General features: G+C 53.2%; 19 protein-coding genes. 10 read left to right on the forward strand and 9 right to left on the reverse strand.

The annotated features are described in order from the left end of the window. The first annotated feature begins 8 nt into the window (after positions 1-8). The 4 genes from KHS78_RS16985 to KHS78_RS17000 all read left to right on the forward strand — a co-directional run bounded on the left by KHS78_RS16985 (position 9) and on the right by KHS78_RS17000 (position 4,377). Complete coding sequence (locus KHS78_RS16985) at positions 9-1,703, forward strand: hypothetical protein (RefSeq protein ID WP_211829730.1); 1,695 nt, start codon at positions 9-11, stop codon at positions 1,701-1,703. 150 nt (positions 1,704-1,853) lie between these two features. Continuing rightward, a complete protein-coding gene (locus tag KHS78_RS16990; RefSeq protein ID WP_211829732.1) occupies positions 1,854-2,612 on the forward strand; it encodes a hypothetical protein in 759 nt (252 codons plus the stop codon). A gap of 13 nt (positions 2,613-2,625) precedes the next feature. Next, entirely contained in the window at positions 2,626-2,955 is a 330-nt protein-coding gene (locus KHS78_RS16995; protein WP_211829733.1) for a hypothetical protein, read from the forward strand. A gap of 150 nt (positions 2,956-3,105) precedes the next feature. Then, entirely contained in the window at positions 3,106-4,377 is a 1,272-nt protein-coding gene (locus KHS78_RS17000) for an MFS transporter (protein ID WP_211829735.1), read from the forward strand. Here the strand turns inward: KHS78_RS17000 and KHS78_RS17005 are convergent. After that, on the reverse strand, positions 4,353-4,757 hold the full coding sequence (locus KHS78_RS17005; protein ID WP_211829737.1) for a glutathione S-transferase N-terminal domain-containing protein: 405 nt from the start codon (positions 4,755-4,757) through the stop codon (positions 4,353-4,355). The genes KHS78_RS17000 and KHS78_RS17005 overlap by 25 nt on opposite strands. A 197-nt stretch (positions 4,758-4,954) precedes the next feature. Between KHS78_RS17005 and KHS78_RS17010 the strand changes: the two genes are divergently transcribed. Together KHS78_RS17010 and elbB are read left to right on the forward strand one after the other, a co-directional pair. Beyond that, positions 4,955-5,788 carry a dienelactone hydrolase family protein gene (locus KHS78_RS17010; RefSeq protein ID WP_211829740.1) on the forward strand — a complete coding sequence of 278 codons (834 nt, stop codon included), beginning with the start codon at positions 4,955-4,957 and terminating at the stop codon, positions 5,786-5,788. A gap of 9 nt (positions 5,789-5,797) precedes the next feature. Continuing rightward, on the forward strand, positions 5,798-6,451 hold the full coding sequence (elbB, locus tag KHS78_RS17015; protein ID WP_211829741.1) for an isoprenoid biosynthesis glyoxalase ElbB: 654 nt from the start codon (positions 5,798-5,800) through the stop codon (positions 6,449-6,451). Positions 6,452-6,485: 34 nt separating this feature from the next. Here the strand turns inward: elbB and mltA are convergent, their stop codons facing one another. From mltA to ftnA, 5 genes are all read right to left on the reverse strand, one after another. Continuing rightward, on the reverse strand, positions 6,486-7,619 hold the full coding sequence (gene mltA / locus KHS78_RS17020; RefSeq protein WP_211829742.1) for a murein transglycosylase A: 1,134 nt from the start codon (positions 7,617-7,619) through the stop codon (positions 6,486-6,488). A gap of 8 nt (positions 7,620-7,627) precedes the next feature. Then, entirely contained in the window at positions 7,628-8,560 is a 933-nt protein-coding gene (locus KHS78_RS17025; protein ID WP_211829743.1) for a radical SAM protein, read from the reverse strand. Between the two features lie 63 nt (positions 8,561-8,623). Beyond that, on the reverse strand, positions 8,624-9,670 hold the full coding sequence (locus KHS78_RS17030; RefSeq protein WP_211829744.1) for a methyltransferase domain-containing protein: 1,047 nt from the start codon (positions 9,668-9,670) through the stop codon (positions 8,624-8,626). 201 nt (positions 9,671-9,871) lie between these two features. After that, positions 9,872-10,525 carry a hypothetical protein gene (locus tag KHS78_RS17035; RefSeq protein ID WP_211829745.1) on the reverse strand — a complete coding sequence of 218 codons (654 nt, stop codon included), beginning with the start codon at positions 10,523-10,525 and terminating at the stop codon, positions 9,872-9,874. Positions 10,526-10,799: 274 nt separating this feature from the next. Next, positions 10,800-11,321 carry a non-heme ferritin gene (gene ftnA / locus KHS78_RS17040; RefSeq protein WP_211829746.1) on the reverse strand — a complete coding sequence of 174 codons (522 nt, stop codon included), beginning with the start codon at positions 11,319-11,321 and terminating at the stop codon, positions 10,800-10,802. Between the two features lie 251 nt (positions 11,322-11,572). On the opposite strand from ftnA, the gene KHS78_RS17045 reads away from it, so the two are divergent. Next, positions 11,573-12,340, forward strand: coding sequence for a hypothetical protein (locus tag KHS78_RS17045; protein WP_211829748.1), 768 nt, complete (start codon positions 11,573-11,575; stop codon positions 12,338-12,340). Positions 12,341-12,476: 136 nt separating this feature from the next. Here the strand turns inward: KHS78_RS17045 and KHS78_RS17050 are convergent, their stop codons facing one another. The 3 genes from KHS78_RS17050 to KHS78_RS17060 all read right to left on the reverse strand — a co-directional run bounded on the left by KHS78_RS17050 (position 12,477) and on the right by KHS78_RS17060 (position 14,299). Beyond that, on the reverse strand, positions 12,477-13,679 hold the full coding sequence (locus KHS78_RS17050) for a hypothetical protein (RefSeq protein ID WP_211829750.1): 1,203 nt from the start codon (positions 13,677-13,679) through the stop codon (positions 12,477-12,479). Between the two features lie 124 nt (positions 13,680-13,803). Next, positions 13,804-14,130 carry an iron donor protein CyaY gene (gene cyaY / locus KHS78_RS17055; protein ID WP_246506635.1) on the reverse strand — a complete coding sequence of 109 codons (327 nt, stop codon included), beginning with the start codon at positions 14,128-14,130 and terminating at the stop codon, positions 13,804-13,806. A 19-nt stretch (positions 14,131-14,149) separates the two neighbouring features. Further along, entirely contained in the window at positions 14,150-14,299 is a 150-nt protein-coding gene (locus KHS78_RS17060; RefSeq protein ID WP_211829752.1) for a hypothetical protein, read from the reverse strand. Positions 14,300-14,314: 15 nt separating this feature from the next. Here KHS78_RS17060 and lptM point away from each other — a divergent pair, with 15 nt between their 5' ends. The 3 genes from lptM to dapF are packed head-to-tail and all read left to right on the forward strand — an operon-like array spanning position 14,315 to position 16,551. Further along, the gene (gene lptM, locus KHS78_RS17065) at positions 14,315-14,458 is read left to right on the forward strand and encodes an LPS translocon maturation chaperone LptM (RefSeq protein ID WP_211829754.1); all 144 of its coding nucleotides are present in this window, start codon (positions 14,315-14,317) and stop codon (positions 14,456-14,458) included. 7 nt (positions 14,459-14,465) lie between these two features. Then, on the forward strand, positions 14,466-15,710 hold the full coding sequence (gene lysA, locus KHS78_RS17070; protein ID WP_211829756.1) for a diaminopimelate decarboxylase: 1,245 nt from the start codon (positions 14,466-14,468) through the stop codon (positions 15,708-15,710). 10 nt (positions 15,711-15,720) lie between these two features. Beyond that, a complete protein-coding gene (gene dapF / locus KHS78_RS17075) occupies positions 15,721-16,551 on the forward strand; it encodes a diaminopimelate epimerase (RefSeq protein ID WP_211829758.1) in 831 nt (276 codons plus the stop codon). The last annotated feature ends 241 nt before the right edge of the window (positions 16,552-16,792 follow it).

Raw genomic sequence — 16,792 nt, forward strand, 5'->3', positions numbered from 1 at the left:
ACCCAACGATGGCGACCAGAACGACCGTGATGTTGCCGGTCCAGCATAAGCAGTGGGTGGTGTATGTGATTAATCCACAGCAAGTGGCCAGTCACATGGTTCATGTATTGCCCGGTTATGCCCCGGTCGTCCCGTTGCATGCACAGCATGCGACAGCATTGCCTTCGCATGGCGCGTACCGTCCAACCATGCCTCAATGGCAGCCACAGACAACAGCTGTATCCCACCCATCTGCGAGAACGGCACCTTCCACCGAGCCTGTTCAGGATGAACATTATAACTATTTGCGCCACACCCATCATGATCGTCTTGACTCGTTGAGAACACAGGATTGGCAGTATGTGGCGCATATGCTTAAACCTGAGATGGAGCGATGCGGCCTGAGTCTGCCGAATGAAAAAGCGGCGATGGATATCTTGCTGCAACTACGGGAAGCTCAAAATATTGACAGTTTTGAACGGCTGGAAGCGGCATTGCTGGAGTGGCTCAGCAACGAGGAAACGCAAGCGCCTCAGCATGGTGTTTACCGTCCAGCCATGCCTCAATGGCAGCCACAGGCAGCAACGGTATCCCGTCCAGCAGTGAGAACGGCACCATCCTCCGAGCCTGTTCAGGATGAACATTATAAGTATTTGCGCCACACCCATCATGATCGTCTTGATTCGTTGAGTACACAGGATTGGCAGTATGTGGCGCATATCTTTAAACCCGAGATGGAGCAATACGGCCTGAGTTTGCCGAATGAAAAAGCAGCGATGGATATCCTGCTGCAACTGCGGGAAACTCAAAATATTGGCAGTTTTGAACGGCTGGAAGCGGCATTGCTGGAATGGATCAGCAATGAAGAAACACAAGTAAAACAACCTCTGAATCATGTCATGCCATCTGAAGGTCTGTTTGCTGAAACCTCAGGCCTTGGCACGGAAGATGACACGAGGTCGTTACATGACAGTGCGATCAGTGAAAGTGAAGACACAGAGTCCTGGTTTGAAGATCCAGCGGTGCGAGATCGGGAGGTGACGTCGGATTATGACACGCTGTCTGATGTGAGTCGTCACGATGATCACGATTCGCTGCCCGGCGATTTACCGGCCGATGTTCCGGGGCTGGATCAGCCTGAGCCTGCAAAAACGGCTAAGCGGAAGCGTTATTCCCCCAAAGCGATTTTCGAACGATTGACCAAGCCGTTTAGAAAAGGAAAAGTAGCCCCGGAACCGGAAAAAGTGACAGTCTCCACCCCTCTAGTGTCTGAACATAATCTACGACGTAATGTCTTTTCAGATGTGCCATTGCCCCCAGCCTGTGAGCATCTGGAAGATTTAGGTGAGGATGTGGAAGTTCACTGGGAATACCTGACAATTGCTGCTGATGAGCATAAAGCGTTTATAGGTTTGTTGCATGAACAGAATATGGAGAATGCGGATCCACAAGCCTGGCGCGAGCGTGTACTCAAAAGAACCGGGCTTGCCTCCATGGAAGCCATACAAGAGCGGAAGCAGGAAGTTGTCACAGGTCTACGGAAAGCGGTCAGTGATCTGGAGGTGGTGTTTGAAGAGTATCGGAGGCAGGAAGCCGTTGTAGCTATTGAGTCAGGCAATTATGACGAAAATTCGCAGGAATCCTTGTCTGCTATGCAAAAGCGAATTAACAGCATCGAACCAAGACTGGAAAAAGTACAGAACGCCATCAAAAAAATGCGATAACAGCCTGAAAGTGCCGGCTTTTTGAAACAAATGTTCACAATCATGAGCAATCGGTGAAGCCTTACGGCCTGCTGTCGAAAACCTCTTAGTAAGCATGTTGAGCAGATTCTCTGCGGGATCAGTATTCCCGGAGAAAGGGATTTCGAGGCAATGAAAGAATTTCTGAAAACATTAGCCCCGACCAACTGGTTTCGCGAAGGTTCGTTGCCGGAAGGGGCCGAGCATCCAGATGGGGTTGAGCCGGGTAATGGCCTGTCTTTCAGCGGGGATATCGATCCCAGTATTCCTGAGGATGACTTTTTTTCGGTATCAGAAGCGGCAGCCCCCGTCGAGACCGTCACAAATCCCTTTCAGCCTGAGCCGCCGGCTCGGTTACCCGAAAAATCAGAAAAAATAGCAAAAACAGACATCGCGACAAAGCCTGTCACGCCAGCGGCTTCACTGGCGCCTGAGATCCTGCCGCGTCTTGATGAAGCGCGTTCGTTGCCGGAAATCACCATCAATGATACCGCCAAAAAGCAGCTGGTCAGTGCTGACGAGCTGCTGGAGCAACACTGGCAGGCATTCCAGGGAGCGGCCAGGGAGCGGAAACAACTGATAGCCGAATTCGAACAGGCTCTCAGGGACAGTTGCCGTCCGACCACTGACAAGCCAACGGTGCTGGGGGCTGTCTATCTGGCCAAGCGCAAGGCTTGTGCGGATGCACTGGTGGATACGCTGGAAGATGTCGAACTCAGTCTGAAGAAACTGCTGGACAAGGAGCGCCGGTTGCTCAAAGGCATCCACGCTGCCCAGTTGCCCGGATGGATGCGGGAGATCCAGGCGCACCGGCTGGATATCGAAAGCCACCTGATGACCGGTGCGGCGGCTTCAGTGCCATCGCGGGTCAGTCTGTCAGAAGAAGAATGAGGTTGGAGTCGCCATGAAATTACCCGGCAGGAAGCCATCGGATGATACGCATCATGGCCTGCTTTACTGGTTGTCCCACCATGAATTTTATTTTTCTGTCTTGCAGCGGTTCAGCGATTGGGCCCATCTCTCTGATGAACATCATGACCAGCAAAGCATGCTGGCGGAAGCTAATGCGGTGATTACGTTTCGCGATGCCATTCTGTCAGCTCAGGATAAGGAGCGTCTGGCCGTATTGGACAAGGATATCCACATGCTTGAAAATGCTGCCAATATCGCGATTCTGGAAGAGCTGATCAAGCACCGCCGTGATGAGATACGCCATACGGCTGAGCGCCGCTGATGGCATACCGACTGTCGTTCGACGGATACCCTTCCATATAGATCCAATCGTTACCGTGTTGTATTGAGTAATTGCACTACGCTATTCATTTCGTATTTGTCATTGCCCTTTCAGCCTTTCATTCCGTTCATTGATGCTATCTGTACCGTAATGCTCAAAAAACTGGTTTTTATCACATGCCTTGGGGCTGTTCTTGAATTCTTCGATTTCGCCATTCTGCTGTTGTTTGCCAGCCAGCTGGCCGACGTGTTCCTGCCGGCGCACAGTGACACGGGTGTTTTGTGGATGTTTGCCATTTATTCCGGCGGTAATTTCATCCGGCCCCTGGGTGGGATTATCTTCAGTCATTTCGGTGACCGGCTGGGACGCAAGAAGCTGTTTCGCCTTTCCATCATCATGATGTCTGTTGCGACCCTGGGTATCGGGTTGTTGCCGAGTTATGCCGCCATCGGCGGGATGGCCGTGGTGTTGCTGGCCTGTCTGCGACTACTTCAGGGATTGTCTGTCGGTGGGGAGTTGCCCGGTGCGCTGGTGTTTGCGGCGGAGCATGTGTCGCCAGAGCGGCGGGGATTGCTCACATCCGCCATTATTGCCTCTGCAGTACTGGGGCTGGTGCTGGCGTCGACAACCGGGGTTGTGTTGAACGGGTTGTTGTCGGCGGAACAGTTGCAGGACTGGGGCTGGCGGATCCCGTTTGTGCTGGGAAGTCTGCTCGGTATTCTGGGGTATTTCCTGAGACGTGGGATTGTGGAATCACCAGCATTTACGCGGATTCTTCAGGAGCAGACCGTTGCGCGGATACCGGTCAAGGATCTGTTTCAGTCCCACGCGCGTGAGATTCTCGTTGGTGTGGGGTTGATTGCATCGGCGGCGACCATGGTGTCGTTCTATCTGTTTCTTACTCCCTATGCCAGCCGGTATTTGAATTTGTCTGAAGGTTCAATTTACCTGGTTTCGACAGCCATTATGTTGGGATTGTCCATGATGACGCTGCTCTCAGGCTGGCTTTCCGATTACCTGGGACGTCGTCGGATGTTGTTTGCCGGCGGACTGTTGATGCTGCTTGTCGCCTGGCCAGCGTTCAGCGCTCTGCAGGATGGTCAGCTCTGGCTGGTGGCGCTGCTGACGTTGCTCCCTGCAGCCATCGGTAATGGGTGCTATGAAGCGGCGTTGGTCGAGCTGTTTGATACCCGGGTTCGCTATACCGGCGTGGCGGTCAGCCTGAATATTGGTGTCTGTGTGTTTGGCGGGGGAACCCCTTACGTGCTGGAACTGCTCAGCCAGATGGGGTACGACAAGGGACCGTTACTGCTGATGGTGACCGCAGCTGTCATTGCGATGGCAAGCAGCTGCTTGATGACGTCACGTAAAGGGTTTGCGCTGGATGAGGCGGTTTCTCAGCGGCTGGCAGCCCGGCATTGAGCCACGGTTTCCTGGCCCGGCGCAAAACGTTGTTCCAGGTAGCTGATGATGTCGGAGGATTCGTACATCCAGCGCACCTCACCATTCTCTTTTTCAATGCGGAGGCAGGGGACTTTCACCTTGCCGCCACCCTGCAGCAGTTCTTCATGGGCCTGCTGGCAGCGTTTGGCATCCCGGGTTTCGATTTTCAGTCTCAGTCGCTTCATGCCGCGACGGACTTTGACACAGAAAGGACAGGCTTCAAACTGGTAGAGCACCAGGCTGGCGGTTGCCTGGTCAACAATGGCTTGTGCCTCTGGCGAACGCTTCACACTGCCCACCGGAATCAGGGCGTTGAGCAGTAAAATCAGGCGTCCGAGTATCCACCGTACCGCTGCCATTCTCTCTCTCCTCTGTTCTGAATGAGTAACAGCCTACCAGCTTTCGTGAAGCAGAGGTACTGACCTTTTGTGCGTCACAGGCGGTATCAGGCTGGTCTGTGTGTTGGACAATCGACCGGTATAACCGGTTCCTCACATGGCTGTTTTAGCAGGGATTTAGTATGGTGTTGGCAGAATAATAGCGGAACAGGCTTCAGATGACGTATCCGATAAAACGCAGGCTCTCGGTGGGACTCGTCCTGCTGGCCATCATCGGAATGGTTGCCGGTCTCTGGCCCTATGCTCGTGCGCTTTTTCCTGAGGATCGCACCCGTGAGGCAGTTAATGACCTGCTCTCTCCCTGGTATGAAATCTACCGGCCAGAAGGTGACGGGCCATTCCCGACAGTGCTGCTCTTCCACGGTTGTGGTGGGCCCCAGCCTGAAATTTCAAGGCCACGGGGCGAGTGGTTGCGGGACAATGGTTATGTGGCGATCCTGGTGGACAGTTTCAGTGGTCGAAACCTGACGGCTCGCCGGGTCTGCAAGGGGCATGCGTTGTGGGGAAATGAACGGGTAGTGGATGTTCGGGCTGCGCTGTCACATGTCCGGCAGCTGCCATATGTGGCGTCGGACCGGCTGGCCCTGCTCGGTTACTCTCATGGGGGCTGGACGGTGCTGGACGCCCTGGCTTATGGCGCTGATCCTGTGCACGGTTCCGATGATGAGGATGCGCAGGCACTGGACGGCGTCCGGGCGGTAGCGGCCTATTACCCTTACTGCGGTTTTCCGGCCCGGTTTCGCAGTGAGTGGGCGATGAAACAACCCACCTTAGTGTTTCTTGCCGGACAGGATACGGTGATAGATACCGCGGAGTGTGTTGGTGTGTTGGATCGCTACAAGGCCAATGGCTATCCACTGGAAACCCGGCTTTTCCCCGCGGTTGAACATGTCTTTGATGCACCGTCTGCCATGAATTCCTATGATCTGGCCGCGGCCAAGTCGGCAGAGGTCCGGTTACTAACGTTTCTTGAAGATAATCTCTTGAAGTGAGGAGCCCCTATGAACAAGCGTATTGCAGTGATTCTCTCCGGTTGTGGCGTCTTTGATGGTTCAGAAATCTATGAGTCCGTTATTACCCTGCTGAGGCTCGACCAGAATGGCGCAGAGTATCAGTGTTTTGCGCCGGATATTACCCAGCATCATGTCATCAACCATGTGACCGGCGAGGAAGTGCCGGAATCCCGCAATGTGCTGGTGGAAGCCGCCCGGCTGGCCCGTGGCAACATTCGTGATGTGGTTGAGTGCGAGGCTGCTGATTATGACGCATTGATCATTCCCGGAGGCTTTGGCGCAGCAAAGAATCTTTCGGATTTCGCCCTGACCGGCGCGGACATGATCGTACAGGCTGATGTTCTAAAAGTCGTTCAGGGATTTGCCGAGGCGAAGAAGCCGGTCGGCCTGATCTGCATTGCCCCGGCCATGGCCGGCAAGCTGTTTGGTGCCGGTGTCCGCTGCACCATTGGCAATGATGGTGAAACCGCCGAGGCCATCCAGATGACCGGGGCGGAGCATGTGGACTGCCCGGTGCACGATATCGTGGTGGATGAAGCGAACAAGCTGGTCACCACGCCGGCCTACATGCTGGCCGGCAGTATCAGTGAAGCGGCAACCGGGATTAACCGGCTGGTGGATAAAATCCTCGAAATGGCCTGACCCACCGAGCCGGTAAAGGCTGTTGTTGCAGTGTTTACCGGTTCTTTTCCTTTGTTCGTGGTACAAAGACATACAGCTTGCCACCGGCATTCTGGTGGCCGGCGTTCGCCGCGGCCTCTTTGCCGGCGCCAAAGAAAATATCCGCCCTGACCTTGCCCTTGATCGCTGAGCCGACATCCTGTGCCGTCATGGCATGCGCCCAATGGCTGTCATCAGCGGTGAGCGTGGTTTCCAGCCACAGGGGGGTTCCCAGGGGAATGATACTGCGATCAACCGCGGCACTGCGGTCCGGGGTCAGGATAACGCCCTGCGCGCCAATCGGGCCGCCTTCCGGCCTTTCACTGAAAAAGATGAAATCCCGGTTCTGGTAGAGGACTTCTTCCAGCCGATCCGGATTATCTTTCAGCCATTGCCGGATGCTTTGCATGGTAACCGTTTCCAGCAGACCTTCCCGTTTCAGGTAACGGCCAATCGCAAAGTAGGGGTGCCCGTTGCGTCCCGAGATTCTCACATAGACCTGCTCGCCGGTATCCAGCTGCACAAAGCCGGAACCCTGAATCTGCAGGAAAAACCGATCAACGGTATCGTCCACCCAGAGGACGACATCATCCCGGTAATGGCCCTTGGCAAACCGGCGGTTGATGCCTTCCCGGTCGTCGTAGGGAATCAGCCAGCCCCGGTTGAGTTTGCCTTTCAGCACAGTATCTTTTTCCATGCCAAAGTCTTTGGGGTTGAACATCACCAGGTCTGCAGGTTTGTCGATCAGGGGAACATGGTAGCGTTCTGAGGGTTGACGGCTGCCGTAGAGAAGTGGGGAGTAATATCCCGTAAACAGGCCGTCCTCCCAGGGCGCGACGCGGTAAACGTCAAAGTTCTGTTGGAAGAAGGCTGTCAGGGCGTTGCCATCGGTTTCCGACAGCTGGTCACAGAGAGGGTGCCACTGTTCGTAGGTGCCAAACAGGGCATTGTCACTCACCGGGCCGGAACGTTTTTGGTAGACCTCGCAGCTGTGCATCAGTGAGGTTTTCAGGCCTTTGGCTTCTCCGTTGTCCCAGCCGGGCAGATCGCTGAACGTTGCAGGCTGAAAGGTGCGTTGCCAGGGCATCCAGCTGCAACCGGTGGCCAGTGTGATAAGCGATAGCATCAAACCCCAAACGATTTTTTTCACAGGCCACCTCAATCGGTCATTTCGCTGCAGGAAGAACCGTAAGAAAAACAGCTGAAGCAACGATGATGCTTCATGCTGACTCGCTGGTTCAGGCTTTCGGTCAGGGTGCTTCCCAGGTCGTATTCGGGATCATCATCGACAAGGGTACAGGCGTAAACTTTCATCAGCCCTTTGGTTTTGATGATCATTTTGCTGAATGCGCACATGAAATGCCGACGACTCTCTGCTGTCTGGTAATGAGTCATGCAGTGTTCGGTAATCTGGGGTGTTTCTGGGTGACTGTCTGGCGGCATAAAATCGGGAAAGGCGACCAGTGTCAGCTCTTCAGGCAATTCATATTGCCTGAAGAGTGTTCGGTATTCGGCGGTGACGGCATCAGTATTTTCGTCCGGTGCCATTTGCCTTGCCACGGAGACATGGAATCCCAGAGTATGCAGTTCCCGAATGCCTGCCATGGCATTATCAAAACTGCCTTCTCCACGGCCGCTGTCGTGTCGATCACGGTCGGGGTAGTCAATGCTGACCCGAAATGAGACGGGGTGTACGCTGTTGGTGAGTGCGGCGATCTGATGCAGCCGTTGTAATACCGGTTCTGTGCCGTTAGTCAGCACCAGACAGGGACGAAAGCGGCTGGCATAGGCAAGAATCTTGACCATGTCTTTGGCGACAAAGGGTTCGCCACCGGTGAAGGAAAACTGTTCGACGCCGAGGCTGACGGCTTCATCGATGAACGGGCGCACGTCGTCCAGCTTCATCAGTTGCAGGCGGTTATCGCCTGGGCTGGAGCCTTCCAGGCAGAAAGGACAGGCTAGGTTGCAGGCGGTGCCGGTATGAAACCAAAGCTCCCGCAGGGCGTGGGGATCAATATACCCCCTGGGAGAACCGTCTGTCGTGTAGTGCCATTGATGACTGTGGGCTTGTTCTTTTGCAATCAGTTCCATGCGTTTTCCGTGTTTCCTGAAGCAGCAGGCGGGCGGCACCCGTGGCGCGCCCGCAGACGTTCGTCAGCAACAACCGCCGCTGCTTTCGGGGGTTGTCTGTGGTTCAAAGGGGACCGGTGTGCCGCAGTCGGCAAAGATACCGTAATGGGTGGACATATCCCCGATAAATTTGAAATGTTCCCGGAAGCGGGTTTCATGCAACATCTGCCAGGTATTGCCGCAGACCGGGAAGACCTTGCCGGTTTCGATGGCATGGTGATTATCCAGTACAAACTGCTTCGGGCAGTGTTCAATGGTGCCTTTGTAGATAACGGCCTGCCCGTAGTCCTCGCAGGCAGACTCCAGCTCCGGCAGCTTGAACAGGCGCCAGGTGGCGGACCAGAAATCGATATGGCCGATCTTTTCTTCTATCGCGCTGTTTTCGATGGTAATGGGGCTGCTTTCCACCAGACGGGGATCCAGGAAACCGGTCTGTTTCGCCAGGGGGATGAAATCATTCCAGTAGAGGGCGCCGCTCAGGCATTCGCCATAGAGTACCGGGTCTTCCAGCAGTTCGGTCGGTACACGGCGGCTGGCGTAGACATCGGAGAAGTAGAGTTCGCCACCGGGCTTGAGCAGGCGCAATGCTTCACGTAGCACCGCCGGTTTGTCTGGCGACAGGTTGATGACACAGTTGGACACGATAATGTCGAAGCTGTTATCCGGCAGATCCAGTTCATGGAGCCGTTCCAGGTAGCCTTCCAGAAAGCGGACATTGGGCTGTTTATAACCGTACCGATCCATATGGTAATCAATATGGCGGTTGGCGACGTCCAGCTGCTCCGACGTCATATCGATACCGACGACAGAACCTTCTTCTCCCACCAGTCGGGACAGCACAAAACAGTCCCGGCCGGAACCGCTGCCCAGATCCAGGATGTGGCAGCCCTTGAGCTGCTGTGGCGCAATCAGGCCGCAGCCATAGTAGCGGGTCAGTACTTCATCGTGGATATCGCTCAGTGCCGAGCGGATATAGGCAGGCAATGCCGCACCGGTGCAGCAGGCGTTGGTCTTGAGGTCATCGGAGCCCTGCAGCACTTTGCCGTAATAGTCTTTAACCGAGTCGTACATAAACACTACCCCTGTCAGGTACCTGTCTGGACAGATACGAAAAATAGACGGTGATGGTTTCAACGATAAGGGACGTGAAGCCGGAGATAAAGCAGAGAGCGTAAGGTAACCGCCTAGGCAGAGAAAAGCATTGAGCGGTATCTACTAAAAGCGAGCTCTGTCATTAGAGCTGGCTTTTAGTCTATTTCAGGGCTGGATTCATCATGGGCATGTCCCGCCGGGTGCTGCCGGCATATGACAATGTTGGCAGCAAAATTCACCGCCCGAGGGTTCCAGGCACGTATTACACCAGCCAAAAAGAATCCATAGTGCGGCACAACCGCCGCTGCAGTTACAGCAGGCGGCATGCATCGGAAAACGTCCCAGGCTTACCGTTGGAGGATGCCATGTTTTGAAGGTCAATGTGACTTGTTCCATGGTCTGGTCAGGTATCGATTCCACAGCTTCCTTGAATGAAAAGCTGATGTTGCCATTACCACTACTGGCATGGATGACCTGATCATGAATATCCAGAGTTTGTTGTTTACCACTTTTCACAAAGTGTAACGTGATAGTCGACAATATCCGGCTTTTTTTAAAGCCTGTGTCCAGGGTGGCAGCAAAGCTGGGTATGTCACTAAGGTCAATGCCTGCCGGAACGTCTAGATGTTCTTTTTTCATATCGCCCAGCCAGTCGATAACCGGTGCATTCAGGGTGAGGGTTTTATTGCCGTCAAACACGGCAGAAGGGGAAGTGATATAAAACCCCCGGCCTTCCATTTTGACCATTTGTGTACCGGCAACCGGTTTATCTGAATTCGAATAGGCGACTGTGCAAAAGACCGAGAAAAGCAGGAAACAAAACCTTAGTCTCATGGTCAGGATCCTCTAAAAATAACGACGCTTTTCAATGGCCGTTATGCAACAAGGGACGCTGTTTACCTGTCATCGCTCAGGGAACAGCGGGAGAGATACCGCGTTCCAAGCATAGAAAGGCTGCCACTGCCTGATGAGAATAATTTGCGCTAAGGACGCCCTCTTGGAAGACAGGGGCTGTTATCTGAACGTGTAAGTTGAAAGGTGCGAAATGGATACAACCAGAGCGGTTGCAGAGGGTGAATACCACCTACCCTCTGCCCGGGACAGCCCGTCAGGCGTTCGCTGGCGTGGTGTGAGGATGGGTGACATCCATACGGCCCACTTCCTGATCGATGAAGAACAGGCCTTTGCCCTCCATACCGATCATTTCCACTTTATCGAGAATCGATTTGAACAGTTTTTCTTCTTCATGCTGCTCACCCACGTACCACTGCAGGAAGTTGAACGTGGAGTAATCCTGTTCGGTAAAGGCGGTATGGGCCAGTTCATTGATCTTGCGGGTGACCTGGCACTCATGCTCATAGGTATTGCGGAAGACGTCTGCAATGTTCTCAAACGCTACCGGCGGTGCACTGATTGCGCCCACCTGGGCCATGGCACCGGTCTCGTTCACATAATTGAACAGCCGTTGCATGTGAGTCATTTCTTCGGCGGCGTGAGAGCGAAGGAATTTAGCACTGCCTTCGAATCCGTGGAACTCACACCAGGCGCTCATCTGCAGGTACAGGTTGGATGAGTAGAATTCCAGGTTAATCTGCTCATTCAGGCGGCTGATCATCGTTTCGCTGAGCATGGTATGGCCTCTGTTATGTCATGGAGGCCTGATTATACGAGAAGAACGGCCTGACAACTTGCCAGACATCAAGGCATCCAATTTCTAAGGGAAACTGCGAATAAGTCCCTTTTTCCCAAAACAGTACCAGTAATACCAAGGATTACCGAAGGTGAGGGTGGACTTATTCGCACCTTCCTAAGGCAATTGGCAGCCCCTGCACTAGATTTAAGAATACGTACCGTAAAAAGCTCACATCGGACAGGGATGACATGAAACGGATGTCTGCGTTCTTCAAGAAAATGGTGCCTGAAGCCAGGGCGCTCACTGATCATCCGCGTGATAGGGCAGTGGGTATATCAGGAGAAAGTGATAACAGGGCATTTGTTCATCAGGATGACTTTGTTGCAGACAACTTTCTTCAGGATGTTGGCGATAATGATCTGTTCTTCCTCGGTGAGGAAACGGCTGGACTGAGTGATAAACGCTTTGACGAACTTCTCCAGGAGCGGCAACCCCTTTGTCAGCTGGCGCGGGAAGATCGGGATGTCGTCGTCTGTGTCTTGACCCCTGTACTGATCGAGAAAGGTTATCGTCCCGTTGTCGCCGAAGGTTGGGTTGCTCAATTACTGCAGGAACATAACAGTCTGACAGTGGCTGAGCTGGCCACTGTGATTGACCAGTTTGATGAACTTGAGCATGGGGCGCTGGCGCCGGGTGAGCTGTCCATTGAAGAAATGACAGAAGATGTAGTGGTATTGCCTGAGCCAACCGTCGTGTTAGCTGACACACTGCGTAATAAAGCGATATGCAGCCTGCATCAACGGACATTGGCCGTGATATCGCCATTATGCAGATTGCACCGTGCGCCTGATGGAGCCAGGACGCTTCCATCGACTAGAAGCATCAAACTGGGGGAGCGGGTGATTGTCTGTATTGAAAGTTCATTGCTACTCCAACAGCAGTGTGCAGAACTGGAGAGTGTCTTACCGCCAGATTTACTAAACCGTGTGGCGGATAGAATCAGCGATCAGGAATGAGTGTGCTGTTTGTCAGAAAACGTTTGGTGGAGCCGCGGCTGAGGGATGCGCACTTCATGACGAAGTGCCCATCCTACCGCTGTTATTTCCACCAGGGTCAATATTAGTGGTAATTGTTAATTGGAGATTGTGTATTTTATACAGCAGTCTCTTGTCTTGTGGGTGAATGATCAGGTGAGGACATTTGTGGTTCAATCGTTTCATCTGCCATTGAACTATGGTCATTGTCTACAAATAACACTTTGCTATCATTTTCTGCTAATACTCGTTCCAGGAACGGTGGAAAATTTTTGTGATTTTTTTCTGAAATGTAGATTTTCATTTTGTTTATTATGGATTCAGCGTAATAGTGGAACTGTAAAGGAAGGTTTTGTTCAATGAGGGATGCGTTTATCGTTATAGGGGTCGATATTGCGTCTGGAATGCTGGTTTCCAAAGTGTGAAATTGAATAACATGATGCAGTGTCTTAAAAATACAGTGATATATATTATCTATTCTATCCCAATGGTTTTTCTTTGTGTCACTTAGCTCTTTTCCAAATGAATCTTTTTGGCAAGCGTAATAAGTCAGTGCCATGTATATTATTGCTTTAACACTCCCTGTGCTTGAGCAATAAGATGTTGGCCTTTTTCTGAAAGATTCTATTTCAGTTATCCACATGTTTAAAACATCACGCCATGCGGTACCACCCCATTGATCACGCTGTAGACAAAAACACCAAGGTTCCATTCTTATAGCCTTAAAGCAGGCTTTTAATTCCTGTGGAGAGAATGGGTGAACTTGTATGGTCGTTTTGCGGGAAGCGATTGGCTTTGGTTCAAGAGCGACTAGTGAGTCAGGTGCAAGCTCATCTGCAATAACAAAAATTCGCCATTTTTCCTCTAAAATCTGCTTTTGGGTAAGTTTGATTATGCTTGGTTTGCCGGGTACTTCTTTGACGTTTTTAACTTCTTTTTTCTCAACTCTCTGATCGTCATTAACTGCCAGGAAATAATAGTTCTCGGCTTCTGCATCATAATGTAAAAACTTTTTGTTTACAGCTACGAAGTGTTTTGGATGGTCTTCAACGTTAGAAGGTCTGACCACACTTTGATAATTACTGCATGATACCGTGAATACATCAACAGATTGTTCCGGCGTTGTATGCACTTCACGTTCTCGTTGAATTGTATCTGACTGCTCTGATGGAATATGCCTTTCCGAAGAAAAATCTATTGTTACATGATGTGCGCCAAGTTTTTTGGTGCCGCTATTGATATTTGATGCAGTTTGTGGAGCTGCTGCCTGAATGTCTTTAAGGATACTTTTCCCCGCGGAGAGGGGGGCTGAACTCGCCATGATTCACTCCATAATGAAAAAAGCACGCATTATGTATTTGAAATAGCGGGATTTTAATGACAAATAAAACAGTACGGCTTGCATTCCACGGAGTTAAATTGAATTAAAGATTGAGTCAACCCTGTCAAAAGACAAGGCTGACGCTTTCTTCCGCCTGCTCACTGGCGCAGCGATTCAAAAGCTGAGTGAGGGTTTCCCCATTGCTGTCGCAGATCCACTCATCTTTCTCTTCACTAAAATCAAAATGAAACCCGCCACTTTTCGCTGCGAGCCAGAGCTGACGCATAACGCCCTGGCGACTCAGGATGATCTTGCTGTCGTTCTCGAAAGTCAGGGTCAGGATGCCTGCACTGGTTTCGTAGTCGATATCCAGACCGCTGTCTTCAATGGCATCTTCGATGGCGACCATCAGGTCGTCCAGCCGGTGGTTGAAGGCATTCTCGCTCATCATGGTGAGGGGGGCTCCACTCTCAGTCCGGCAGGGTGCCGGTCACAGGAATAATAACAAACCGGCTGCCCGGCGAATCAGCGGGCAAACTTAACCGCTTGTCAGGGCGCTGGCAATGCCTGTCCTCACTGCGGTGTCGCAGGTATACTTCACGGCTAATACTGATCTTCATGTACAGGAGTCCTCAATGAAACGCGTAATGGTGCTGGCGATCCTGGGATTCATGCTCTCAGCCTGTGGCCAGAAAGGCCCGCTTTACCTGCCGGAAGCGTCCCAGTCTCTGCAGGCCGGTGCGTCGGTGGAGGACAACCTGATGCTGCGGGGGGAGTAGCCGTTTCATGAGCCCATTTACTTATCAGAACGGCGAACTCTACGCCGAGGGTGTGCCGGTCAGTGCCATCGCCGAGGCGGTGGGTACGCCGGTTTACATCTATTCACGGGCGGAACTGGAAGCCCGTTACCTTGCCTACGCCCAGGCGCTGGAAGGCATGCCCGGCATGATCTGCTATGCGGTCAAGGCCAATGGTAACCTGGCGGTGCTGAATGTGCTGGCCCGGTTGGGTGGTGGGTTTGATATCGTGTCGGTCGGTGAGCTGGAGAAAGTCATCGCTGCTGGTGGTGATCCGGCGCGGGTGGTGTTCTCCGGTGTGGGCAAGCGGGCCGATGAACTGGCTCGGGCGCTGGAAGCCGGTGTGTACTGCTTCAATGTGGAATCCGAACCGGAGCTGGAGCGCCTGCAGGCGGTAGCGGCAGAGGCTGGCAAAATGGCCCGCATTTCGCTGCGGGTCAATCCGGATGTGGATGCCAAAACCCATCCGTATATTTCCACGGGTCTGAAAGAGAACAAGTTCGGCATTGCCATTGAGCGGGCTGAGGCAGTGTATGAAAAGGCTGCAGCCATGCCCAACCTTGAGGTCAGTGGTGTGGACTGCCATATCGGTTCCCAGCTCACCACTATCACACCCTTCCTGGATGCACTGGATCTGCTGTTGGGGCTGATTGACCGCCTGGCAGAAAAGGGTATCACCATTCGACATCTGGATCTGGGCGGTGGTCTCGGCATTACCTATCAAGATGAAGAACCACCGGCGCCAGACGTTTATCTGGCTGCGGTCCGTGAGCGTCTGGGCGACCGTAATCTTGAACTGATACTGGAACCTGGCCGTTCCATCGCCGGTAACGCGGGCATCCTGCTGACCCAGGTTGAAATGCTTAAGCATACTGAGCACAAGCAGTTTGCCATTGTCGATGCGGCGATGAATGACCTGATCCGGCCTTCGCTCTATGGCGGCTGGCATGATATCCAGCCAGTCAAACGGAACGATGGCGAAGCGCAGTGCTACGACATCGTTGGTCCGGTCTGTGAAAGCACGGACTTCCTCGGCAAAGAGCGGATGCTCAGCCTGGCGGAAGGCGACCTGCTGGCGATCCATTCCGCCGGCGCCTACTGTATGGGAATGACGTCCAATTACAATGTGCGCTGCCGGCCGCCGGAAGTGATGGTCGATGGTGAGGCGTACCACGTGGTGCGTCAGAGGGAAACACTGGAAGCACTGCTGGCGGCGGAGTCTCTGCTGCCCTGAAGGGGACCTTATGCTGTTACGGTTTACAAAGATGCACGGGCTGGGCAATGACTTCATGGTGGTCGACATGGTCACCCAGAGCGTGCGTCTGTCCCCTGAACAGATCCGTGACCTGGCGGACCGGCGCTTCGGCATCGGTTTCGACCAGCTGCTGCTGGTGGAGCCGCCCGGCCGGCCAGAGATGGATTTCCGCTATCGGATCTTCAATGCTGATGGCAGCGAAGTCGAACAGTGTGGCAACGGCGCTCGCTGTTTTGCTCGCTTTGTTCGCGATAAAAAGCTGACCGTCAAGGAACTGATCCGGGTCGAGACCGCCAGGGGCGATATTGAACTCCGGGTTGAGAAGAATGGTGATATTACCGTCAATATGGGGGAGCCGATCCTGGATCCCTGGGATATTCCCTTCAAAACCGACCGGCAGTCGATCACCTACAACCTGGAAGTGGATGGACGGGAGCTGGAGATTGCGGCGGTGTCCATGGGCAATCCCCATGCGGTGTTGCAAGTCGAGGATGTCGACAGCGCACCGGTCGAAAGGCTCGGCCCAGTGATCCAGCGGCATATCCGTTTCCCGGAGCGCTGTAATGCCGGCTTCATGAAAATCGTCAATCCTTCCGAGATTCGTCTGCGTGTCTATGAACGCGGTGTTGGCGAAACCCTGGCCTGTGGTACCGGCGCCTGTGCGGCCGTCGTGGCGGGTCGGTTACGGGGTATGCTGGAAGAAACTGTAACGGTCACATTGCCCGGCGGCTCACTGTCCATTACCTGGAAAGGCGAGGGATATCCGGTCATGATGACGGGGCCGGCTACCCGGGTCTATGAAGGCCAGACGCGCGTTTAGGCTGAATGCAGCCGTTTTGTACAGGTATCTGCACACTGCCGGGCAGGGGCAATAACAACCACTCCCGGCAGGGTTTTTTGTTGTAACGGCTGACACAGTCGTCATGCCAATCCCGATTTGATCCGTATACATTCAACGGCCTTGTCGAAACCGGCCGAAGATTTTAAGCAGTCAAAGGTTTCAGGGAAGCGCCGGTTTCGCCAAGGATCCTGTTGTATCACTTCTTTTTTCTTTTGAACGA

Origin of the sequence: Kistimonas asteriae (assembly GCF_018263925.1) — a bacterium.
GTDB classification, from domain to species: Bacteria; Pseudomonadota; Gammaproteobacteria; order Pseudomonadales; family Endozoicomonadaceae; genus Kistimonas; species Kistimonas asteriae.